23 protein-coding genes are annotated in these 20,750 nt (G+C 59.3%); 12 read left to right on the forward strand and 11 right to left on the reverse strand.

Going from position 1 to position 20,750, the window contains the following annotated elements:
• Positions 1 to 75: 75 nt before the first annotated feature.
• From rsgA to AC4CWF_RS17340, 3 genes are all read left to right on the forward strand, one after another.
• A complete protein-coding gene (gene rsgA, locus AC4CWF_RS17330; RefSeq protein ID WP_491282874.1) occupies positions 76 to 1,098 on the forward strand; it encodes a ribosome small subunit-dependent GTPase A in 1,023 nt (340 codons plus the stop codon).
• 174 nt (positions 1,099 to 1,272) lie between these two features.
• Entirely contained in the window at positions 1,273 to 1,431 is a 159-nt protein-coding gene (locus AC4CWF_RS17335; protein ID WP_491282875.1) for a hypothetical protein, read from the forward strand.
• A 183-nt stretch (positions 1,432 to 1,614) separates the two neighbouring features.
• On the forward strand, positions 1,615 to 1,911 hold the full coding sequence (locus tag AC4CWF_RS17340; protein WP_491282876.1) for a helix-turn-helix domain-containing protein: 297 nt from the start codon (positions 1,615 to 1,617) through the stop codon (positions 1,909 to 1,911).
• A gap of 334 nt (positions 1,912 to 2,245) precedes the next feature.
• Here AC4CWF_RS17340 and AC4CWF_RS17345 read toward each other — a convergent pair whose 3' ends face one another.
• Together AC4CWF_RS17345 and AC4CWF_RS17350 are read right to left on the reverse strand one after the other, a co-directional pair.
• On the reverse strand, positions 2,246 to 3,073 hold the full coding sequence (locus AC4CWF_RS17345; protein WP_491282877.1) for an RNA-binding domain-containing protein: 828 nt from the start codon (positions 3,071 to 3,073) through the stop codon (positions 2,246 to 2,248).
• Positions 3,074 to 3,121: 48 nt separating this feature from the next.
• Positions 3,122 to 4,021, reverse strand: coding sequence for a DUF262 domain-containing protein (locus AC4CWF_RS17350; protein WP_491282878.1), 900 nt, complete (start codon positions 4,019 to 4,021; stop codon positions 3,122 to 3,124).
• A 587-nt stretch (positions 4,022 to 4,608) separates the two neighbouring features.
• Between AC4CWF_RS17350 and AC4CWF_RS17355 the strand changes: the two genes are divergently transcribed.
• Positions 4,609 to 4,695, forward strand: a complete 87-nt coding sequence (locus tag AC4CWF_RS17355; protein ID WP_489667229.1) for a small membrane protein YohP — start codon at positions 4,609 to 4,611, stop codon at positions 4,693 to 4,695.
• Positions 4,696 to 5,430: 735 nt separating this feature from the next.
• On the opposite strand, the gene pheT is transcribed toward AC4CWF_RS17355, so the two are convergent.
• From pheT to infC, 5 genes are all read right to left on the reverse strand, one after another.
• Positions 5,431 to 7,857 (reverse strand): phenylalanine--tRNA ligase subunit beta, encoded by a 2,427-nt coding sequence (gene pheT, locus AC4CWF_RS17360; RefSeq protein ID WP_491282879.1) that lies wholly within the window; start codon positions 7,855 to 7,857, stop codon positions 5,431 to 5,433.
• A gap of 16 nt (positions 7,858 to 7,873) precedes the next feature.
• Positions 7,874 to 8,959 (reverse strand): phenylalanine--tRNA ligase subunit alpha, encoded by a 1,086-nt coding sequence (pheS, locus tag AC4CWF_RS17365; RefSeq protein WP_491282880.1) that lies wholly within the window; start codon positions 8,957 to 8,959, stop codon positions 7,874 to 7,876.
• A gap of 141 nt (positions 8,960 to 9,100) precedes the next feature.
• Positions 9,101 to 9,505, reverse strand: a complete 405-nt coding sequence (rplT, locus tag AC4CWF_RS17370; RefSeq protein WP_491282881.1) for a 50S ribosomal protein L20 — start codon at positions 9,503 to 9,505, stop codon at positions 9,101 to 9,103.
• A gap of 39 nt (positions 9,506 to 9,544) precedes the next feature.
• Positions 9,545 to 9,748 carry a 50S ribosomal protein L35 gene (gene rpmI / locus AC4CWF_RS17375; RefSeq protein ID WP_491282882.1) on the reverse strand — a complete coding sequence of 68 codons (204 nt, stop codon included), beginning with the start codon at positions 9,746 to 9,748 and terminating at the stop codon, positions 9,545 to 9,547.
• Between the two features lie 213 nt (positions 9,749 to 9,961).
• On the reverse strand, positions 9,962 to 10,498 hold the full coding sequence (gene infC / locus AC4CWF_RS17380) for a translation initiation factor IF-3 (RefSeq protein WP_491285469.1): 537 nt from the start codon (positions 10,496 to 10,498) through the stop codon (positions 9,962 to 9,964).
• A 182-nt stretch (positions 10,499 to 10,680) separates the two neighbouring features.
• On the opposite strand from infC, the gene AC4CWF_RS17385 reads away from it, so the two are divergent.
• Positions 10,681 to 11,478: an alpha/beta hydrolase gene (locus AC4CWF_RS17385; protein WP_491282883.1), complete on the forward strand. Its 798-nt coding sequence runs from the start codon at positions 10,681 to 10,683 to the stop codon at positions 11,476 to 11,478.
• 234 nt (positions 11,479 to 11,712) lie between these two features.
• Entirely contained in the window at positions 11,713 to 12,279 is a 567-nt protein-coding gene (locus tag AC4CWF_RS17390; RefSeq protein ID WP_491285472.1) for a transglutaminase-like cysteine peptidase, read from the forward strand.
• A 226-nt stretch (positions 12,280 to 12,505) separates the two neighbouring features.
• Here AC4CWF_RS17390 and mbfA read toward each other — a convergent pair whose 3' ends face one another.
• Positions 12,506 to 13,489: an iron exporter MbfA gene (gene mbfA, locus AC4CWF_RS17395; RefSeq protein ID WP_491282884.1), complete on the reverse strand. Its 984-nt coding sequence runs from the start codon at positions 13,487 to 13,489 to the stop codon at positions 12,506 to 12,508.
• A gap of 233 nt (positions 13,490 to 13,722) precedes the next feature.
• Here mbfA and AC4CWF_RS17400 point away from each other — a divergent pair, with 233 nt between their 5' ends.
• Both AC4CWF_RS17400 and AC4CWF_RS17405 read left to right on the forward strand, forming a co-directional pair.
• Positions 13,723 to 14,820, forward strand: coding sequence for a TRAP transporter substrate-binding protein (locus tag AC4CWF_RS17400; RefSeq protein WP_491282885.1), 1,098 nt, complete (start codon positions 13,723 to 13,725; stop codon positions 14,818 to 14,820).
• 158 nt (positions 14,821 to 14,978) lie between these two features.
• Positions 14,979 to 15,287 carry a hypothetical protein gene (locus AC4CWF_RS17405; protein WP_491282886.1) on the forward strand — a complete coding sequence of 103 codons (309 nt, stop codon included), beginning with the start codon at positions 14,979 to 14,981 and terminating at the stop codon, positions 15,285 to 15,287.
• Positions 15,288 to 15,324: 37 nt separating this feature from the next.
• Here AC4CWF_RS17405 and AC4CWF_RS17410 read toward each other — a convergent pair whose 3' ends face one another.
• The 3 genes from AC4CWF_RS17410 to AC4CWF_RS17420 form a co-directional block, all read right to left on the reverse strand.
• Positions 15,325 to 15,498, reverse strand: coding sequence for a hypothetical protein (locus AC4CWF_RS17410; RefSeq protein ID WP_491282887.1), 174 nt, complete (start codon positions 15,496 to 15,498; stop codon positions 15,325 to 15,327).
• An 86-nt stretch (positions 15,499 to 15,584) separates the two neighbouring features.
• Positions 15,585 to 16,109 carry a GNAT family N-acetyltransferase gene (locus AC4CWF_RS17415; protein ID WP_491282888.1) on the reverse strand — a complete coding sequence of 175 codons (525 nt, stop codon included), beginning with the start codon at positions 16,107 to 16,109 and terminating at the stop codon, positions 15,585 to 15,587.
• Positions 16,110 to 16,136: 27 nt separating this feature from the next.
• Positions 16,137 to 16,715: a helix-turn-helix domain-containing protein gene (locus AC4CWF_RS17420; RefSeq protein ID WP_491285475.1), complete on the reverse strand. Its 579-nt coding sequence runs from the start codon at positions 16,713 to 16,715 to the stop codon at positions 16,137 to 16,139.
• A 203-nt stretch (positions 16,716 to 16,918) separates the two neighbouring features.
• On the opposite strand from AC4CWF_RS17420, the gene AC4CWF_RS17425 reads away from it, so the two are divergent.
• The 4 genes from AC4CWF_RS17425 (at position 16,919) to AC4CWF_RS17440 (ending at position 20,740) form a co-directional block, all read left to right on the forward strand.
• On the forward strand, positions 16,919 to 18,178 hold the full coding sequence (locus tag AC4CWF_RS17425; protein ID WP_491282889.1) for an MFS transporter: 1,260 nt from the start codon (positions 16,919 to 16,921) through the stop codon (positions 18,176 to 18,178).
• A gap of 106 nt (positions 18,179 to 18,284) precedes the next feature.
• Positions 18,285 to 20,135: a translation elongation factor 4 gene (gene lepA, locus AC4CWF_RS17430; protein WP_491282890.1), complete on the forward strand. Its 1,851-nt coding sequence runs from the start codon at positions 18,285 to 18,287 to the stop codon at positions 20,133 to 20,135.
• A 61-nt stretch (positions 20,136 to 20,196) separates the two neighbouring features.
• Entirely contained in the window at positions 20,197 to 20,439 is a 243-nt protein-coding gene (locus tag AC4CWF_RS17435) for a type II toxin-antitoxin system CcdA family antitoxin (protein WP_491282891.1), read from the forward strand.
• Positions 20,417 to 20,740, forward strand: coding sequence for a CcdB family protein (locus tag AC4CWF_RS17440; protein ID WP_491282892.1), 324 nt, complete (start codon positions 20,417 to 20,419; stop codon positions 20,738 to 20,740). Before AC4CWF_RS17435 ends, AC4CWF_RS17440 begins: the two co-directional genes overlap by 23 nt.
• The last annotated feature ends 10 nt before the right edge of the window (positions 20,741 to 20,750 follow it).

Here is a 20,750-nt window from a genome sequence, read left to right on the forward strand (position 1 = left end):
TGCGCTCGCGCCACGGAAAGCTTAAAAAACCATGCCCGCTTCTTTCTCGCCCCAAAACCTCCGGATGGCCCGCCTTTGACGGGTTTTTTCGAAACCGCAGCGCTTCAGCGGCTGGGCTGGACGGATTTCTTTGCCGATCAGGTCACGCCTGATGAGACCACCCTTCTGGTGCGGCGCATATCGTCGGTCCACCGGGCGCGGCTTGATGCCATCGATGCCAGCGGCCCTGTCGCCCTCGAACTTGCGCCCAACGCCAATACTGCCGATTATGCCGTGGGAGACTGGGTTCTCGCAGATCCGCTGACCGGCCTTCTCACGCGCCGCCTTCAGCGCCACACAACTTTGCAGCGGCGCACCGAAGGTGCCATCGGCCAGCAGCTGGCGGCCGCCAATGTCGATACGCTGTTTATCGTCACCTCCTGTAATGCCGATTTTAACCCCTCGCGGCTGGAACGGTATCTCATCATGGCAAACGAGGCCGGCACGCGCCCGGTCATCGTTCTGACCAAAGCCGACATGGTGGAGGATGCCGAAACCTACGCGACACAGGCAGCATCCCTCCAGCGCGATCTTCCCGTCGTTGTCGTTAATGCCCGCGCGGCCGATGCCATCGATCCTCTAAAACCCTGGTGCGGACCGGGCCAGACGGTGGCGCTTGTCGGCTCGTCCGGCGTCGGCAAATCGACGCTCGTCAACACGCTGGCCGGCCCCTCTGCCGAGAGCCCGCAAAAAACCGGCGAGATCCGCGAGCACGACGCAAAAGGCCGCCACACCACCACGGCCCGTTCCCTGCATGAAATCGCCGGCGGCGGCTGGGTCATCGATACGCCCGGCATTCGCACGCTTTATGTCAGCGACGTCACCGGCGGCATCGATACGCTGTTTGCCGAAATCATCGAACTAGCGCCCGATTGCCGGTTTCGCGATTGCACCCACGCGCATGAACCCGGCTGCGCCGTGCAGGCCGCCGTCAAGGCCGGCACGCTGTCATCCGAGCGGCTGGAGCGCTGGCGCACGCTCACCACCGAAAACCGCGACCGCACCCCCGTCTACAGCGGACCGAAGGGCAACAAGACGCTGCGCAAGAACAAATATTGAGCTTTTGCGCCGCAATCCCCATATAGAGGCCTTAACGGCTCAAAAGGCCATTTTTCGCGCGCGACTTGCAGCTTGGCTGGACGCGCCCAAAAAACTCCCTCGACACACATCCCGAGGCACGCACCCCGAGGCAAACCGGCACCCCGCCGGCGCCCTCACCATTGGAGACAGATCATGTCAGACCCGAAAGCCGCAGACGCGCAAAAAGCCTATGAACCCGTTGCCTTTGCCAAGAAGCACCGCATTTCCGTGGAAGATGCCAAGGCGATCCTCGAAAAGCACGGCAGCGACCGCAAGAACGCCGACAAGGAAGGCCGCCGCGTCAGCCTCTGACCGCAGGCACCAACCGCAATGCCCCCTTCTCCCCCACGGGGAGAAGGTGCCGGCAGGCGGATGAGGGGGCCGCACCCTCCAAGGCTTGCCCCATCTCAGACAAGAGGACCCAAATCCATCTTTCCCTGAGTATCGATATCGATACAATGCTCGTGATTTCCTGCACTCCGGAACGGCTGAAACATGGAAGGCAGAACGATGACCGCGGAAATAGATCAAAACGTCTGGGATGCCCTGGCCGACACGGAGCAGGAAGCCGCGAACCTCAAGGCACGCTCCGCGCTGCTTTATGAAATACGCAAAGCGGTGAAGCGCTGGGACATTTCTCAGGAAGAGGCCGCAAAACGCCTTGGCCTGACACGCCCGCGCACCAATGATCTCCTGCGCGGCAAACTCGTCAAATTCTCCCTCGACGCCCTCGTCAACATCGCCGCTGCAGCCCATCTGGACATCGAGATCCGCGTCAGGGACGCAGCTTAGGGGTAACGGACGTTGTGAGACGCAAACCGCGCAACTCCCTTCTCCCCCCGGGGAGAAGGTGCCGGTAGGCGGATGAGGGGGCGGCAGACACCGCCGCTGGCCCATCTCACACAAGACGACCCAAATCCATCTTTCCCTGAATATCGATATCGATACAGTGCCCATGATTCCGGCGCTTCACCGCACGAGGAAATTATGCTGCAGGATATCCAGTATAAACCGCAAATCGAAGTTCCTGTCGTCAAAAGTTGACTTGGGGCCGGAACGGAACTGTCAGGTTCCAGCCGCCGATCCAGTGAAGCAGACATTCCATAACTTGGTGGGAGACGTTCTCTTATTGAAACCGTGTGTTCAGCGCCACCACCTCTTTTGGGCTGGAAACTAGAATGTTGTTGGAGCCGTCCCGACGATAAAGATCGTCCCCTAAGTAAGTAAGCTCCCTCTGCGGAGGAACAGAGATCACCAATACCCCAAGATCGAAGTAGCTATTGTAGTCTATGTGGGCGAGCACCGCTCCTTTTGTATGCTCAGAAATCTTAGAGTTCTTAATGTGGTTGACCACAATTTGAACGTATTCTTCCATTGACTTGCCGAGTCTCTTAGCCTCTCTGCATATTCCTACAACTGTTCTCTTCCCGATCGTTTTCCCAACAACTCCGTCAATCTCTACAACTCGCTTGATATCCGCATCTTTGTCCGCCACACCTATCAAAATCTTCCCAACGGACTTCGGGCCATTGTTAGCGATTGCGCAGACAGTCCTCAAAATCTTGTCCAGCATCGCAGCAGGGTCTTTTGCTCCAGCATCCAGCGGGAGTAGTCCCTGCTTTAATTCGAAATTTGCAAGCTCTATCTCTGATCGTCGAATGTCCCCATCGATGTCAATTATCTTGTGGTTACTGAAAATCACTTTGCCCAAATCGGGATCATTGACGAAAAATTTCGAAATAATACCTTTAACTACATCAATGTTGGTCCGCCGCTCAGACTTGCTTGAGCCCTTTTGGCCTACTGGTATTCTTTTGTTGATGCCCTTCAGCGAGGCCTTCAGGCCCGCATAATCGGAAATCCTCTTTCCTTGGCCAACACCGCACTCGAAGATCGCCAAAAAAATGACTGTGAAGACAGATGGGAAAGCGTTGGTTGTCTTTGGCTCAAACAATAGATCCCGCAGCTTGGTTGCGCCGCCCTCCGCGCAGATCTTCTCGACTTATCCGAGAACGAACTTGAATTCTTCCGAGACCTTCTCGATTCCGTACAGGTCTACAGCAGTTTCAAGCCGAGTGTATTCCGTGCTTGAAAAATCGTATATTGCATCGAGCGCTGCCTTAGAACGATCAATCAAATCCTGTCCGATCATACAGGCAACAGTGTCTGCAATACATTGCTCATCCTCACTGTCTCGAAGATCAGTTGACCTGAGAACGCCCTGGGTGACCCAAAACACCTCGTCAGCCCGAACTTCATACCCATGCTTTGTCTTAGGAAGGTCAATACTTATGGACGGCATTTCGTAGAGAAATAGTCGGTCAGACGAAGTATCGCCTCGCACGCTGCAAGCCAAACTCCGCACAATCTCAGCAAACTTGCTCTGAACACCAGCTTGGCGGCGCTCTTGGTCGCTCAGGCGATGACCGTATGTATTAATTCTATCAAATACTTCATCAACCTCCTTATTTGTTGCTTTTCTTAGTATAGACAGCGAAATTTGGTAATTCAGTATTACTGAACAGGCAGAATTTTCAATCACTACTCCTGCAGATTGATCAGAAAATACAGACTTGTCTGAAAAGTCTTTTGCGGTGGGGAAGTAATTTAAATCGAAGTATCGTCCATCCTGAAGAGGGTATGCGGTCTCTATGAATGAAAGAATTGCATGCATTCTTTGAAGGCCGTCAATTATTTCAAAATTTTCTATTGGCCCCTCAATCTCAGATAGTAATATGGCGGGGATTGGATATTTCGATTGTATGGAATCAAGAAGTTTTTGCTTTTCTTCCAGCGTCCACACAAGCTTCCGTTGATACCGCCGATTAACAATCAGCTTATTCTCACGGAACCATGTGTAGAGCGTTTGAACAGGCACCGCCTGAGCATGAAGTTCAGCCATAGGTAGCCTCCATTTCCGAATTACGCGTCCGTCATTTTGAAGAGTTTGGTGTCAATAGCAAGCTAGCAAGGGCAGACGTCGGTAGTTTCGCCCTTCTGATATGCCGGGAACTGATGTTATCATCTTAAGCTGTAGTGCCACTCCATCAACCCCTGAGTTGCCCTTGTATGGGCGGGCTAGATTGCTGATTTGTCCGCACACCGGACTTTGGCGCCGATTGCAGTGAACGTCCGCTACCCGCTTTGTCTCCATTGCTGCAGATGATGTCGCCGAACAGCAGCTTTCGGCCGCCGCGTGGATTGATCTTAAAGACCGAGATGCAGGCGCGAAGACGCCGCAGCCCCCGGGGGGGGCCTGTGCGTACTTCCAAGCAAGCACAACAAGACTTCCATAACCGACATGGAAAGCACGAAGCAATTCGCAACCCCTTTGTTTCAGAACGCAAGACTCATCTGCATCACTGCCCCCCAGCCTCTGCCCCCTAAATGGAACCAATCCCCCTCGGACCAGTTGCCTGAGAGACACCTCAAAGCGCGCTCGGCACGGTTTACCCGTCTGCCAGATCGCATCATATCGCAGGAGACAACATGCTGAAGTTCATCGGTGGCACCGTCGGAGTGATTTTTCTTATTGGCCTGATCGTGGTCGTCCTGCTGCTGAAGCTGATTTTTTGACAGGCAGCATATCGTTCGTTTCACACGTCACGAAGCCATGATCGGCTGACGAAAGCCTGTCGGCACCGCGAGCCCAAAAATAAATCCCTCCCCCGTCATCCTCACCCCCCACACCCTCACCTACAATGCCCTCGTCTCGCAGCGGATACACCAGAAGGCGTTCTGGCGATGCGGGGCCAGCGCGGGGCGTGAGGGGGTGACGCAAAACCTCATGCACCGGGTTCGCGGAAATTGGTCTCCCTCCGGCGACACGGGGGAAATGGCGGGCCCCGGACAGGCTTTGCCGTTTCATTCCCAGCAAGCGCGCCGGGCGTGTCTGTGCGGCACACAGGGGGCGGGAGGTTTTTGGGTTTCATCGTCCGCTGTCTGCTCCCGGCTTATGGGAGTGCGGCGATGGCAAAAACCCCAAGAATCTCCCGTCAGGCAGAGAGACCCCAAGCGCGAGCAAAAACCGCTGAACGGGGCGCTGAAAGGTGTCACTTATAATAAAATCATACGAGGCAGCTTTCAGCGCCCGGTCTGCACTTTTTAGAAAACACGGGTTTTCCGCCGCGTGGCAGCAGAAGCATGGCATTTTTTTGCGCATCATCGATCCGCGTGCCCGTTCTTTGACAGAGCTTCGAACGAAAGGCCGCGCCGCAGCGAGCATGAAAACGCCCCTCTCTTCTTTCGAACAGAGGGGTGCGATAGGCTTAAACGCCATCCGGGGATGGCAATGTCACCTGAGACAAAACCTCAGGCGCGCAAAACGCCGCCGGTCGATTTTTCAACGTTGGCGACGATCTTTTTCGTCAGCGCGTCAAAATCCTCGTCCGTCAGCGTCTTGTCGACGGGCTGGATCAGCACCTCGATGGCAATCGATTTCTTGTTTTCGCCAAGCGATGGGCCTTCGAACACGTCGAACACGGAAACGCCTGTTACCAGCTTGCGGTCTGCGGTGGTGGCTGCCTTGATGAGGGCGCCGGCGTCCACCGTGCGGTCCACCACAAAGGCGAAATCGCGCTTGACCATCTGGAACGGCGACAGTTCGAGTGCCGGTTTTGTGCGGGTCGGCTTCTTCTTCGGCTCGGGCATGGCATCGAGATAGACCTCGAAACCGCAGAGCGCGCCGGAGACATCAAGCGCCGACAGCGTGTTCGGGTGGAACTCGCCAAAATGGCCAAGCACCACTTTCGGGCCCATCTTGATCGTGCCGGAACGGCCGGGGTGATACCAGGCGGGGCCGCCCTGCTCCACCTGCACATTGCCCATCGGCAGCCCGCAGGCCTCGATCACGGCGAGCGCATCGGCCTTGGCGTCATAGACATCCACAGGTTTTCCGCCGCCCTTTGCCGCGTTCGACCAGGATTTGCCAGCGCCGGCAAGCGAGGCCGTGCCGCGACGGATGCCGCCCGCCACGCGCCGCTGGGCCTCGGGCGTGTCGCCCTCATAGGTGCCGGACACTTCGAAGATCGCCACATCGCCAAAACCCTTGTCGGCATTGCGCTGGGCAGCCGTCAGAAGGCCCGGCAGAAGCGAGGGGCGCATGTCCGACATGTCGGCGGCAATCGGGTTTGCCAGTTTCAGCTGCGGCTTGCCGCCGCCAAACAGCTTTGCCTGATCTTCCGGAATGAACGACCAGGTGACGGCTTCCAGCATGCCGCGCGAGGCAAGTGCGCGCTTTGCCGTGCGGGTGCGGATCTGCAGCGTCGTCAGGATGCGGCCATTGACGGCGCCCTGGTTTTCCAGCGGCTCGGGGCGGATCTGGTCCACGCCGTGGATGCGCATGACCTCTTCCACGAGGTCTGCCTTGCCATCCACATCCGGGCGCCAGGAGGGCACGGCAACGGTTGCCCGCGCCGCATCGCCCGACACGATCTCGAAGCCAAGGGCAGTGAGGATTTTTTGGCTCTCCTCGACGGAAACATTCAGCCCCGTCAGGCGCTTCACCTCGGAAAAGGGGAAGTCGACCAGGCGGGCGTCATAACCCTTGTAGCCGGCAACCTTGGCCTTGGCCGCAGTACCGCCGCAGAGATCCAGCACCAGCTGCGTCGTGCGCTCCAGCCCCGGCATCATGTAATTGGGGTCAACACCGCGCTCGAACCGGTAACGGGCATCGGTGATGATGCCAAGCGCGCGGCCGGATTTGGCGATGTTGATCGGGTCCCACAGCGCCGATTCGATCAGCACGTCGGTCGTGTTCTCATCGCAGCCGGAATGCTCGCCGCCCATGATGCCGCCGATGGATTCGACGCCGTTATCATCGGCAATCACCACATTGGCGGGAGAAAGCGTGTAGGTGCGTGTATCGAGCGCCAGAATTTCCTCGCCCTCGGCTGCCCGGCGCACTGTGAGGTTGCCGGCAACCTTTGCCGCATCGAACACATGCATCGGCCGTCCCTGGTCGAAGGTCATGTAATTGGTGATATCAACCAGCGCATTGATCGGGCGAAGGCCGATGGCCTTCAGCCGTGTCTGCATCCAGGCCGGGCTCGGGCCGTTCTTGACGCCGCGCACGAGGCGCAGCGCAAAACCGGGGCACAGCTTTTCGTCGTCGAGATCGATCTTGACCTCGACGGGCGTTTCGCCGGAGACGGCAAAATCCGGCGCCTTCGGCTGTTTCAGCGTGCCAAGGCCAGACGCCGCCAGATCCCGCGCAATGCCAAAAATGCTCGTGCAATCGGGGCGGTTGGGCGTGAGGTTGATCTCGATCATCGGATCGTCAAGCCCGGCATACGTGGCAAACGGCGTTCCGACGGGCGCATCCTCTGGCAGGTCGATGATGCCGTCATGGGCCTCGGACATGTTCAGCTCCTTTTCGGAGCACATCATGCCGTGGCTTTCGACACCGCGAATATTGCCGATGGCAAGCGTCACATCGAGACCCGGTACATAGGTGCCGGGACGCGCCAGCGCCCCGACGAGACCGGCCCGCGCATTCGGCGCACCACAGACAACCTGCACCGGCTTTTCACCGCCGGCATCCACCATCAACACCTTCAGCCGGTCGGCGGATGGATGTTTTTCAGCCGAGAGAACCTTGGCGATCACAAACGGCTTATACGCCGCCTTGTCATCGACATCCTCAACCTCAAGGCCAATGGCCGTCAGCCGTTCGCAGATCTCATCGAGGGTCGCATCCGTTTCCAGATGATCCTTCAGCCAGGAGAGTGTGAATTTCATCGATCTATCTCCTCGTTTAAGCGCTCAAACCGCCGAACAGCGTCGGCATGTCGAGCGGGCGGAAACCGTAATGGCTCATCCAGCGCACGTCGGCGTTGAAGAAGTCGCGCAGGTCGGGCATGCCGTATTTCAGCATAGCGATGCGGTCGAGCCCCATGCCCCAGGCAAAACCCTGGTATTCGTCGGGATCGAGGCCTCCGGCGCGCAGCACGTTCGGATGCACCATGCCGCAGCCCAGAATTTCCATCCAGTCGGTGCCTTCGCCGAACTTGACGATCGGGCCGGACGAGCGGTCGCACTGGATGTCCACCTCAAAGCTCGGCTCGGTGAAGGGGAAGAAGGACGGGCGGAAGCGCATGGTGACATTGTCCACCTCGAAGAAGGCCTTGCAGAATTCTTCGAGCACCCAGCGGATGTTGCCGACATGGCTCTTCTTGTCGATGACGAGGCCTTCGACCTGGTGGAACATTGGCGAATGGGTGGCGTCGCTGTCCTGGCGGTAGGTCTTGCCGGGAATGACGATGCGGATCGGCGGCTTCTGGGTTTCCATGGTGCGCACCTGCACCGGCGAAGTATGGGTGCGCAGAACCTTGCGCTCGCCGTTCTCGTCCGGTTGGAAAAAGAAGGTGTCGTGCATTTCGCGGGCCGGATGGCCTTCCGGGAAATTCAGCGCCGTGAAATTGTAATAGTCGGTCTCGATATCTGGGCCTTCCGCGATGGAAAATCCCATGTCGGCGAAGATGGCGGTGATCTCATCGACGATCTGGCTGATCGGATGGATACGGCCGCGCTCGGCCGGCGAGGAGCGCACGGGCAGCGTCACGTCAAGCGTTTCGGCGGCAAGCCTTGCATTGATCGCGGCCTCACGCAGAACGGTCTTGCGGGCGGCAAGAGCTTCCGTCACCTCGGTCTTCAGCGCATTGATCGCGGCACCGCGGCTCTGGCGTTCCTCCGGCGTCATCGAACCGAGTGTCTTCAGCAACTCGGAAACGGAGCCCTTCTTGCCAAGGGCTGCCACACGCACCGCCTCGATGGCCGGCTCGTCGGCGGCAGCGGCGATTTCGGCAAGAAGCGAGGTCTTCAGGTTTTCCAGATCGGACATGATGGTTTCCGTGTGAAGATCGGGTGGGTTTGGCCAAGCCTGCCGGAAGCGCGACGGCGAATAAAACATGAAAAACCCGCGCCAGCCCAGACCAGCGCGGGTTTCCCAAATCAGTGAAGCAATAAGCTTGGGAAGCGCTGGTTACTTGACCGCGCTTTCAAACTCGTTGGTGGTGCCGGCATCCTTGAGGTACTCGAGAGCCTTCTTGGAGGCTTCGACCAGCGCGCCGAAAGCGGCCGGCTCATGGATGGCCATGTCGGAGAGAACCTTGCGGTCCACTTCGATGCCAGCCTTGTTCAGGCCGTCGATGAAGCGGCCGTAGGTCAGGCCGAATTCGCGAACGGCAGCGTTGATACGCTGGATCCAGAGAGCGCGGAAATTGCGCTTCTTGACCTTGCGGTCGCGGGTGGCAAACTGGCGCGAACGGTCCACAGCCGCTTTTGCGGCGCGGATGGTGTTCTTGCGGCGGCCGTAGAAGCCCTTGGCTGCCTTGAGGGTCTTGGTGTGCTTGGCGCGGGAAGTTACGCCACGTTTTACGCGTGCCATGTCATGATCTCCTTAACTGATCCAAAAAGCGAAAGGGTCTCAGAGACCGTTCGGCAGGTAGTTCTTGATGACCTTCTTGCCATCCGGTTCGGCCAGAACCATCGTACCGCGAGCGTTACGAATGAACTTGTTGGACCGCTTGATCATGCCGTGGCGCTTGCCGGCGGCAGCCGCAACGACCTTGCCGGTCGCCGTGATCTTGAACCGCTTCTTGGCAGCCGATTTCGTCTTCATCTTGGGCATTTTGCTACTCCATATCTTGTATCGAAACCCGCTGACGAAAGGCGGACTTCAAGCTATTCGAGAACGGCCACGGCATGCCCTGCCGGACCGTTCGGACGCGCGCTTATACCGACAGGCGGTTGAAAGCGCAATGGGGGAACACGGGGTTTTAAGGGGCACGGCAAACGGGGGGCTTGTGCGCCCCCACGAGCGGCTCTCAAAAAAGTGCCGGCCTCAGCGAGGGGCCAGCACCATCATCATCTGGCGGCCTTCGAGCTTGGGCTCGGCTTCCACCTTGGCAATCGTTGCCGTGTCTTCCTTGACCTGAAGCAGAAGCTTCATGCCCAGTTCCTGGTGGGCCATTTCACGACCGCGGAAGCGCAGCGTGACGCGAACCTTGTCGCCATCTTCGAAGAAACGCAGGATCGCCTTCATCTTCACCTCATAATCATGGGTGTCGATGTTCGGGCGCATCTTAATTTCTTTGATTTCGACGATCTTCTGCTTCTTGCGCGCTTCGGCCGCCTTCTTCTGGTTGGCGTATTTCAGCTTGCCAAGATCGAGGATCTTGCACACCGGCGGATCATTGTTAGGCGAAATCTCGACCAGGTCGAGACCGGCCTCTTCCGCCATCTTGAGCGCCTGATCTGTCGGCACGGGGCCGAGGTTTTCGCCCTCTGCGTTGATCAGCTGAACGCGAGGTACGCGGATTTCCCGGTTGGAGCGCGGCCCGTCCTTGACTGGAGCGTCGGCTTTGAAAGGTCTGCGAATGGTCGTATTCTCCTCGAATTATTTCGAAATGCAGCGGCGTGCATCGGCGCCAGGCACGATTGCGGGTCAATGTCGTCAACGCTGCGGCGAAGTCAATAGCATAGTCTGCACAGGAAATCACCTGCTGTCGGCGTTTCGCGAATCTGTTTTATAGGCGCATCAATAGTATCGAGGAGAACGCCATGACAAACGACCTGCAGCCGGCCGAACTTTCGCACATCAAGGTAGGTCAGCCGCATGACGTGCGCTCGATTGCCATGCTTCACCGCAAGGCAGATCAGGGAACCGATGGCCCCATGCTCGTCTGGCTCGGCGGCTATCGCTCCGACATGACCGGCACCAAGGCGCTGGAGATGGACCGGCAGGCCGCGGAACTTGGCCTTGCGGCACTGCGGCTCGATTATTCCGGCCATGGCCAGTCCGGCGGCGAATTTCGCGAGGGCACGATCAGCCGCTGGCTGGAGGAAAGCCTTGCCGCGATTGCTGCCTTTCCGGCCCGCCAGGTCATCCTCGTCGGCTCCTCCATGGGGGGATGGATTGCCCTGCGGGCCGTTCAGGAACTGAAGCGCCGCATTGACGGGCCGAAGGTCAGCGGCATGGTTCTCATCGCCCCGGCACCGGATTTTACCAGCGCGCTGATCGAACCGGCGCTTGGCGATGCGGAACGTCGTTCCCTGGAGGAACGCGGCTATTTCGAGGAACACTCCGAATACAGCCCCGAGCCGAACATTTTTACCCGTGCGCTGATCGAGGACGGGCGGCAAAACCGGGTGCTGACCGGCATTATCGAAACCGGTTGCCCGGTTCACATCCTGCAGGGCATGCAGGATGCCGATGTGCCATACAAACATGCGCTGACGCTGATCGAGCACCTGCCGGCAGACGACGTAGTGCTGACGCTGGTGCGCGACGGCGACCATCGCCTGTCACGGCCACAGGATATCGAGCGGATGCGCGCGGCCATCGCTGCCCTTGTCTGAGAAGGCGTTCAGGGAATGAGACCGGCGGCAGTTGAAACTACCGCGCGGCCACTCGTCCATAAGCTGCGACTGAAAAGCCGCAATCTTAACCATAAATGCAGAGCGCCGCTGTTAAGACTCTGTTCATAATTGACACTCCCGCCTCTCGGGCCTTAACCTTTTGTTAGGATTTAGAGGGACGGATCCATGATAAATGCCCTGAAGGCGCGGCACTTTGCGTTGCTGCTCATTGCGATGTTTGCGCCGGCGACTGCTGCGGTTCCGGCCCCGCAACCGACCTCGCATATGGTGACGGGCAACATCACCTCCCAACCCATCGGCCATTACGAATTCTGCCAGTTGCACAAGGATGAGTGCAACATTCGCTTTGCCTCCTCGCCCGCCCCAAAGGTGACCGAATACGGCTGGCAGGCCATTCACGAGATCAACAGCTCGGTCAATTCCCGCATCACCGCCCGCACGGACATGGAAGTCTATGGCCGCGAGGAAGTCTGGGCCTATCCCGTCGATGCCGGCGACTGCGAAGATTACGTGCTGCAAAAGCGCAAGGAACTGTCCGAGCGCGGCTTTTCGCTGGCCGACCTGCTGATCACCGTGGTGCGCAAGCCCGATGGCGAAGGCCATGCAGTGCTGACGGTGCGGACCTCGGAAGGCGATTTCATTCTGGATAACCTCAACGACGACGTAAAACTCTGGACCCAGACGCCCTACACCTACCTGAAGCGTCAGGCCTCGTTCAACACGGGCCGCTGGGTGACCATCGAGGATGGCCGCGAAATCGTGGTCGGCGCCGTCCGCTGATTGTTCGAGCCTGATACGACATGGCCGGCATGATGCCGGCCATTTTCGTTTGCGGGGTTTGTGTTTTGGACGGGCAGCAGTCTTGGGGCTGGGCTGCGCCCGATCCTTCGCTTTCGCTGAGACCCGTCGCACTGGGTTGCACCCCCGGCCCTTCGCTTTGGCTCAGGGCGTTCGTCGCTGCAATCGATCCACTGGACCGATTGCTTGGCCTTCGGCCAACCGCTTTTCACCCCTGTCCAATCAGGATGCCGGCGGCAAGCACGAGGGAGCCGCCGAAGACGACCTGGAAGACGGCGCGCATAAAGGGTGTTTCCATGAAGCGGTTCTGGATGAAAGCGATCGCCCACAGTTCAACGAAGACCACGACGGCCGCAACGATCGTGGCGGTCCAGAAATGCGGAATGAGGTAGGGCAACGCGTGGCCGAGGCCGCCGACGGCGGTCATGATGCCAGAGGCAAGTCCGCGCTTCAGCGGCGATCCGCGACCCGACAGCTTGCCATCGTCATGGGCCGCTTCCGTAAAGCCCATGGAAATGCCGGCGCCAACGGAGGCCGACAGGCCGATGAGGAAGGTCGACCAGGTATCGCCGGTGGCAAAGGCTGCCGCAAAGATCGGTGCAAGTGTCGACACGGATCCGTCCATCAGGCCGGCAAGCCCCGGCTGCACATAGGTGAGGATGAACTGTCGGCGTTCGCCCGCCGTTTCCGCCTCGCGCACCGCTTCCGGCGTGTGCTTGTCGCCGAGCATATGGGCGATTTCGCCGTGCCCCTGCTCGGCGAGCGCCAGATCCCCCAAAAGCTGGCGGGTGGAGGCGTCGCTGACCCGCTTCATCGCTTCCGTATAGAAGCGAAACGCCTGCGCTTCCATCAGTTCGGCCTGGGCGCGAATGGTGTCCAGCGACAGGTTTGTCATCAACCAGTCGGGCCGGCGCTGATAGAAGCCACGCACATGCTCGCGTCGGATCAGCGGAATGTCCTCGCCGAAACGCCGGCGGAACTGGCCAATCAGCATATTACGGTGCGACTGTTCCACTTCCGCCATATCGCGAAACACCTTGGCCGAATCCGGCGCACGCTCGGCAAGCGACGCCGCATAGGACTGGTAGATCCGCGCATCCTCTTCTTCGGAGGAAATGGCAAGCGCCAGGATTTCGGCCTCGCTCAACGTCTCGAAGGCACGGCGTCCGCTGGCGCGAAACATCTCGAACATAGTGGTGATCCTTTTTAGAATTATTCTAATCTAATTCGATGGCGGGTAAAATTCAACCCCGCAGGAGCCTTAAAATCACGGTTCGCAGACAGCCCCACCGCGCGAAACGAACCGTCCGAACAGGGTTGTCACTGCGCAATCTTTTGCCATTTTTCCTTGCAGGAACTGCAACAAAATGGTTTAGGGGCGTCGAAAGCATGCCCGCATTGTCATGAAATCAAAGGCCGAATGCCATGAACCGCAGATCCTTCTTTCGCCAGGCCGGCGTTGCCGGTGTCGGCGCCGCAGCCCTTGCCGCCCCCGCCATCGCGCAGGAAAGCCCCGAGATCACCTGGCGCCTGACCTCTTCCTTCCCGAAGAGCCTCGACGTGCTGTTCAATTCTTCGACGGAGATTGCAAAAAGCGTCTCGGAAGCGACGGACGGAAAATTCCAGATCCAGACCTTTGCGGCCGGCGAAATCGTGCCGCCGCTGCAGGCTGCCGATGCGGTGGCCGCCGGCACTGTGGAAATGGCTCATACCTGCGCCTATTATTACGTCGGCAAGGATCCGACCTTTGCGCTCGGCACAGCCATTCCCTTCGGCCTCAATGCGCGCCTTTCCAATTCCTGGTTCTCGGTCGGCGGCGGCACGGCACTGCTCAACGAGTTTTTGGCCGGCCATAACCTCTATGCGCTTCCCGCCGGCAATACCGGCGCGCAGATGGGCGGCTGGTTCCGCAAGGAAATCAAGACCGTTGACGACCTGAAGGGCCTGAAGATGCGCATTGCAGGCCTTGCCGGCCAGGTGATGAGCAAGGTTGGCGTGACCCCGCAGCAGATCGCCGGCGGCGATGTCTACGCAGCGCTTGAAAAGGGCACGATCGACGCGACCGAATTCGTCGGCCCCTATGACGACCACAAGCTCGGCTTCTACAAGGTTGCGAAGTATTATTATTACCCCGCCTGGTGGGAAGGTGGCCCGACGGTTCACGCCTTCTTCAACCTCGAAAAATTCAACGCCCTGCCGAAGCGTTACCAGCGCGTGCTGACGGATGCCTGCGCGCGCGCAAATGCCCTGATGCTGGAAAGCTATGATGCGCTGAACGCCAAGGCGCTGCGCCAGCTGGTGGCGGAAGGTGCCGTGCTGAAGCCGTTCAGCCAGGACATTCTCGACGTCTGCTACAAGGCAGCGCAGGAAACCTATGCCGAAATCTCTGCCAAAAACCCGGCCTTCAAGAAGATCTATGACAGCCAGCAGGCGTTCAAGAAGGACGGTTACCTCTGGCTGCAGGTGGCCGATTACAGCTTCGACACGTTCATGATGATCCAGCAGCGCAACGGCAATCTCTGAAAAAATTGAAGCACTTCAACAGCAGGCGGCGGCTTTCGAAAGGGGGCCGCCGTTTCCGTTTATGCCTGCAGCAGGCACGGCCGGGGCAGTCTTTTTAACATTTGATATTGCGCCATGTGCCTCCTTGCCTATGCTGGAGGCTTGAAACGGAGAGAACCATGCCTCATCCGGACGTGCGGTTTTACCCGAACATTCTGGTTCCCAGCGATTTTGCGGTGATCGACACGGTCATTCGCTCCGTGCTGTTTTCCTGCGCCAGCAAAACGAGCCGGACGGAGACAGAAAAGGTCGCGCGCATCGTGCTGCGCCTTTACCGCATGGGGTTGACCGATCCGGACAAACTTTCGGTGCTTGCCGCACGGCTCGCGGAAAAAGCCAAGGTTGCCGGAAGTGCCGCCGACCGCTTTTCAAGCAGCAGGACACCAGGCAGCAGTGAGGCCCCACTCTGCGCAGGGCCTCGGCCGTAAAAGATCGTCTTCAATTGTCGAAAGCGGCCGGAGGCAATCAGTTATTGCCGTTGTTTGGCCGCGCCTTGGAGCCCACCCTGTCATTGTCGCTGGTGGTCTTGCCGTCCGGCTCCTGGCCATAATAGGTGCCGCCGAGATGTCCGCCGGAACTGGTATTTTCCACCTGCGCCTTGGCACGTTCCTGCTGGGCCTTGATATCGGTCTTGGTCATGTTCGCCTCCATTGTTTTCGGGAGTTGAACAAGCCTAACCATGACAGGCCGACGAGGTTCCGCAATTTTCCGCAGACGGCTGCTGGTTAGGCGTGCCCGATCCGCTTGTAAAACAGCGTGGTGCCGCAGAAACCGCCTTGCGGCCAGAGCGCATAATCCGGGATGACACCGACGCGCTGCCAGCCGAAGCGCGGATAGATCGCCTCCGCGTCGCTGCCGGTTGCGGTGTCCAGCACAAGCAGGGAACGCCCACGCCGGGCGGCTTCCTCTTCCACCGCCTCCATCAACAGGCGCGACAACCCGAGACCCCGCGCATCGCGATGCACGAGCAGCTTCATCAGATCGCCGCGATGGGGCTGGTTGGGTTTTGAGGCGAGCCCCACTTGCACCGTGGCCACCACACGGCCCTCCACCTCGCCGATGGCAAGGATCGTCTGTCCCAAGCGCACGGCGTCCATGACGCCGCGCCAGTACTCGCGCCCATCCTGCGGCTGGAACGGCAGCATGAAGCCGAGAGAGGCGCCGCCATTGATGCAATCGGACAGAACCTCGCAAAGGTCATCAAGCGCGTGCTCTGCGGTTTCGGCATCAACAATACGGATCGTGGTCATAGAAGAAATCTCTTTTTTGTGAAGGTTTTAGCGGTTGGAATTTGGGCCGCGATCGAGAATGACAGCGTAGCGGGCGGGTTCATCCGACGGGTTGAAGAAGGCAAAGGCGTCGCCGATATCCATGAACAGGCAATCGCCCGACTGAAGCCGATGCGTTTCGTTTTCCAGCTCCATGTCGAGCACGCCGGCAAACAGCCAGACATGCTGCGTCATGAACCGGCTTTCCGGGCGCGGCGGAAAACTGACGCGGGCACCGGGCGGAAACTCCACCTCGACAATATCGACCCGTGACGGCGTTCCGGGCGGCGAGACCGAACGGCGCAGATAACCGGTTGTCGGATCGCGCCAGAGCCGTTGCGACGTTCGGCGGGAAAGCGGCGAGCGATCCGGCGCATCGGGCGCAAAAAAGGCCGACAGCGACAGGCCCAGCGCCTCGCAAAGCCGCGCCAGCAGCGCAGCTGTCGGGCTCGCCTCCCCCCGCTCGATCCGTGAAATCATCGCGCGGCTGACGCCGGCAGCACTGGCAAGCTGGTCCAGCGTGAAGTTTTGTCCAAGCCGCAACGATTTCAGCCGCTCGCCGATGGCACCCTCGAATTCCTGATCCATTTTTTCCATGGGGCAATCCTGCATTTCTCTTATAGTGGAGTCAATAGCCCTTATAGTGGATATTTACTCTTGCCGGTGAAGGGCGGATGGCCGACGTTTTCGCGATAGCCAGCACCCCGCTCCTCTCGCTAGACTAGGGCCAAGCTCCCGGATTTGCGCGCGCTGCCGTGCGGTCTCGTCGCGCGCCTGCTCATGGAGTTTTTATGCACGACAAGCCCGCCTCCGGCACAACATCCCCGCTGTCGATTGCCAGCATTGTCCTATCGATGACGACGGCGGCCGTCGGAAGCGGGCTGATGTTCGCCTATAGCCCCTTCATGCTGGCCCGTTCGGAAGCAGCCAGCTGGGCGCCGGGGGCTGCCGTCACCGCCGTTGCCTTCGGCGGACTTGTCGGCTGCGTCGTCACCGGCCCGCTGATCCGCCGCGTCGGTCACGCGCGGCTCTTTGCCTGCTCGATGGCCTTTGTCATCATCGCTGCCGTCATCATCGCGTCGGGCCTGTCGGTAGGCTGGTGGATTCTTGCGCGCGGGCTTTACGGCGCCGCTGCCAACTGCAATTTCATCATCGCCCAGAGCTGGCTGAACCATGCCGCTTCCAATGCCTGGCGCGGGCGGGCGATGTCCTTTTTCTATATGGCGTATGTGCTGGGGCTTGGCTGCGGGGCCTGGCTGTTTGGCCAGATTTCCACCATCGGCAACCTGACGCCGCTGCTGACGGTGCTGTTTACGGCCCTTGCCATCCTGCCGATCGGGCTGACCCGCCTGCCCAACCCGCCGGCGCCGGCACGGGTTAATGTCGATCTTCGCATGGCCTGGCGCATTTCGCCGGTAGGCCTCATCGGCGTGCTCGCTTCCGGGGGCCTCTCCATGGTGGTGCAGGGTTTTGTTCCAATCTATGCGGCGGTCAACAATGTGTCGCAGACGCAGGTGGCGCTTTTGATGTTCGTGATGCAGACCGGGCTTCTCTTCGTGCAATATCCGCTTGGCATTCTCTCAGACCTCATCGACCGGCGCCGTGTGCTTCTGATCACCTGCGTCCTCATCGTCTGCGCTGCGATTGCCGCCCTCTTTGCGTCCTTTACCCAGATGCTGGTGCTGATGATCGTGTTTCTGGTGTTCGGCGGCGCCATCGAGACGATCTATTCCATTGCCAACGCCCATTCTAACGACCGCGCCGACCCGGAGGATTACGTGCCGCTGTCGAGCACGCTGCTGGTTGCCTGGTCGGCAGCGGCAACCGTCGTACCGCTCGCCGTCACGGCGCTGACGCCGGCGCTTGGCCAAAAGACCTTCATTCTGGCGGCCATGCTGGTGGCGGCAGCCTATGGTGTGTTTGTGCTCTGGCGCCTCAACGAGCGCGATCCGGTGCCCTCGACTGAGCGCGAGAATTTCGAACTGCGCAGCGCGCAGGTGCCGAATGCCGCCACGATGACCGATCCGGATGCCGGTGTCAGCGGGCCCTGAGCACCGGCGGCAGCTGACGCGCCCGGTGCATTTTCCCCTCGATACCCCGAAAATCTGCCGCTCAGCCGGTGTTTTCGCGGGCCATGGCCTATTTTCCCGCTAGGCGATGAAACGGGCCGCTGCTATATGCGCGACCATGAGCACCGATCGCACGCCCTTAAGCCATATCCGCAATTTCTCCATCGTCGCGCATATCGACCATGGCAAATCCACGCTGGCCGACCGCCTGATCCAATCGACCGGCGGTCTTGCCGAGCGCGACATGTCGGAACAGGTTCTCGATTCGATGGATATCGAGCGCGAGCGCGGCATCACCATCAAGGCCCAGACGGTGCGTCTGCACTACAAGGCCAACAATGGCGAGACCTATGTGCTGAACCTCATCGACACGCCCGGCCATGTCGACTTTGCCTATGAAGTCTCGCGGTCGCTGTCGGCCTGCGAAGGTTCGCTTCTGGTGGTCGATGCCTCCCAGGGCGTGGAAGCCCAGACGCTGGCCAACGTCTATCAGGCGATCGACAACAATCACGAGATCGTCACGGTCCTGAACAAGGTGGACCTGCCGGCCGCAGAACCCGAGCGCATCAAGGAACAGATCGAGGAAGTCATCGGCATCGATGCGTCTGAGGCCGTTCTCATCTCGGCAAAGACCGGCCTTGGCATTCCCGATGTTCTCGAAGCCATCGTCCACAAGCTGCCGGCGCCGAAGAGCGAAGTCGGCGAAAAGGGCCCCCTGAAGGCGCTGCTGGTCGACAGCTGGTACGATACCTATCTTGGCGTCATGGTTCTGGTGCGCGTGCTCGATGGCGTGCTGACCAAGGGCCAGGTGATCCGCATGATGGGCACCGACGCCAAATATAACGTGGAACGCGTCGGCGTTCTGACGCCGAAAATGCTGGCCGTTGACAGCCTCGGGCCGGGCGAAATCGGTTTCTTCACCGGTTCGATCAAGGAAGTGGCCGATACCCGCGTCGGCGACACCATCACCGAAGACAAACGCCCGACCGCCAACATGCTGCCGGGCTTCAAGCCGGCGCAGCCGGTGGTGTTCTGCGGCCTCTTCCCGGTTGATGCTGCCGATTTCGAAGACCTGCGCTCGGCCATGGGCAAGCTGCGCCTGAACGACGCCTCTTTCTCGTTTGAAATGGAATCGTCTGCCGCACTCGGCTTCGGTTTCCGCTGCGGCTTCCTTGGCCTCCTGCATCTGGAAATCATCCAGGAGCGTCTCGAGCGCGAATTCGATCTCGATCTTATCGCAACCGCCCCTTCGGTCGTCTACAAGCTGTTCATGACTGACGGCAGCGAGCGCGAGCTGCACAACCCCGCCGATATGCCGGACGTGGTGCGTATCTCGGAAATCCATGAACCTTGGATCAAGGCCACTATCCTGACGCCGGACGATTATCTCGGCGGCATTTTGAAGCTTTGCCAGGATCGCCGCGGTATCCAGACCGAACTCACGTATGTGGGCAAGCGCGCCATGCTGACCTATCAGCTGCCGCTCAACGAAGTGGTGTTCGATTTCTACGACCGCCTGAAGTCGATCTCCAAGGGCTATGCCTCCTTCGACTACCATCTCGACGCTTATCGCGAGGGCAACCTCGTCAAGATGTCGATCATGGTGAATGGCGAGCCCGTCGACGCGCTCTCCATGCTGGTCCACCGCACGGCTGCCGAAAAGCGCGGCCGCGACATGTGCGAAAAGCTGAAGGACCTCATCCCGCGCCACATGTTCAAGATCCCGATCCAGGCTGCCATCGGCGGCAATGTGATCGCGCGCGAAACCATCTCGGCCATGCGCAAGGACGTGACGGCCAAGTGCTACGGCGGCGATGCCAGCCGCAAGCGCAAGCTGCTCGACAAGCAGAAGGCCGGCAAGAAGCGCATGCGCCAGTTCGGCAAGGTGGAAATTCCGCAGGAAGCGTTTATTGCCGCGCTGAAGATGAGCGACGAATAGGCTTCTCAAGCCAAAATATCTGCCGCATAATCCAGCCTCTCACAGGGAGGCTGGAGCAGCCGTGGCACAGACATCGCGAAAGCCGAATGGCATCCCCAATGGTATCGAGGTGGACGAGCGGCTTCTTCTGGAAGCGCGCGACCTGAAGCTTGACGTGTCGCAGGCCGCAGCCGACGGCATCGCGCGCGCCGTGAAGGCGGAAAAAGAGCGCCTGTGGAAGATCGAGAACGCCGACGCGATCAAGGCGGAAAACGACTACATCGAGAAACACGGTTTGCCGCTTGCCAAATATCGGCTTTGGTAGTGTGGCGCGGTTTTCAGTCTACCGCTCAACAGAAGAGGCAATACTGCTTCTCGACCTCCAGGCCGATGTTCTTGACACGCTCCGCACGCGTGTCGTTGCGCCGCTATACCCCACGGAATTAATGTCTTGGTCGATCGGTCGGATGAATCCCCGATTTGAGATCGAGGGGATCCGCTACGCGATGGCAACGCAACGCATTGCCGCCATCAACATTGCCCTTTTCGGCCCGTTCGTCGCCGATCTCTCTGCGCGGGCCGATGACATCACGGCAGCAACCGATTTCCTGTTCCAGGGGTTTTGACGCCCATACG

This window comes from Neorhizobium sp. PAMB6630 (genome assembly GCF_058242775.1).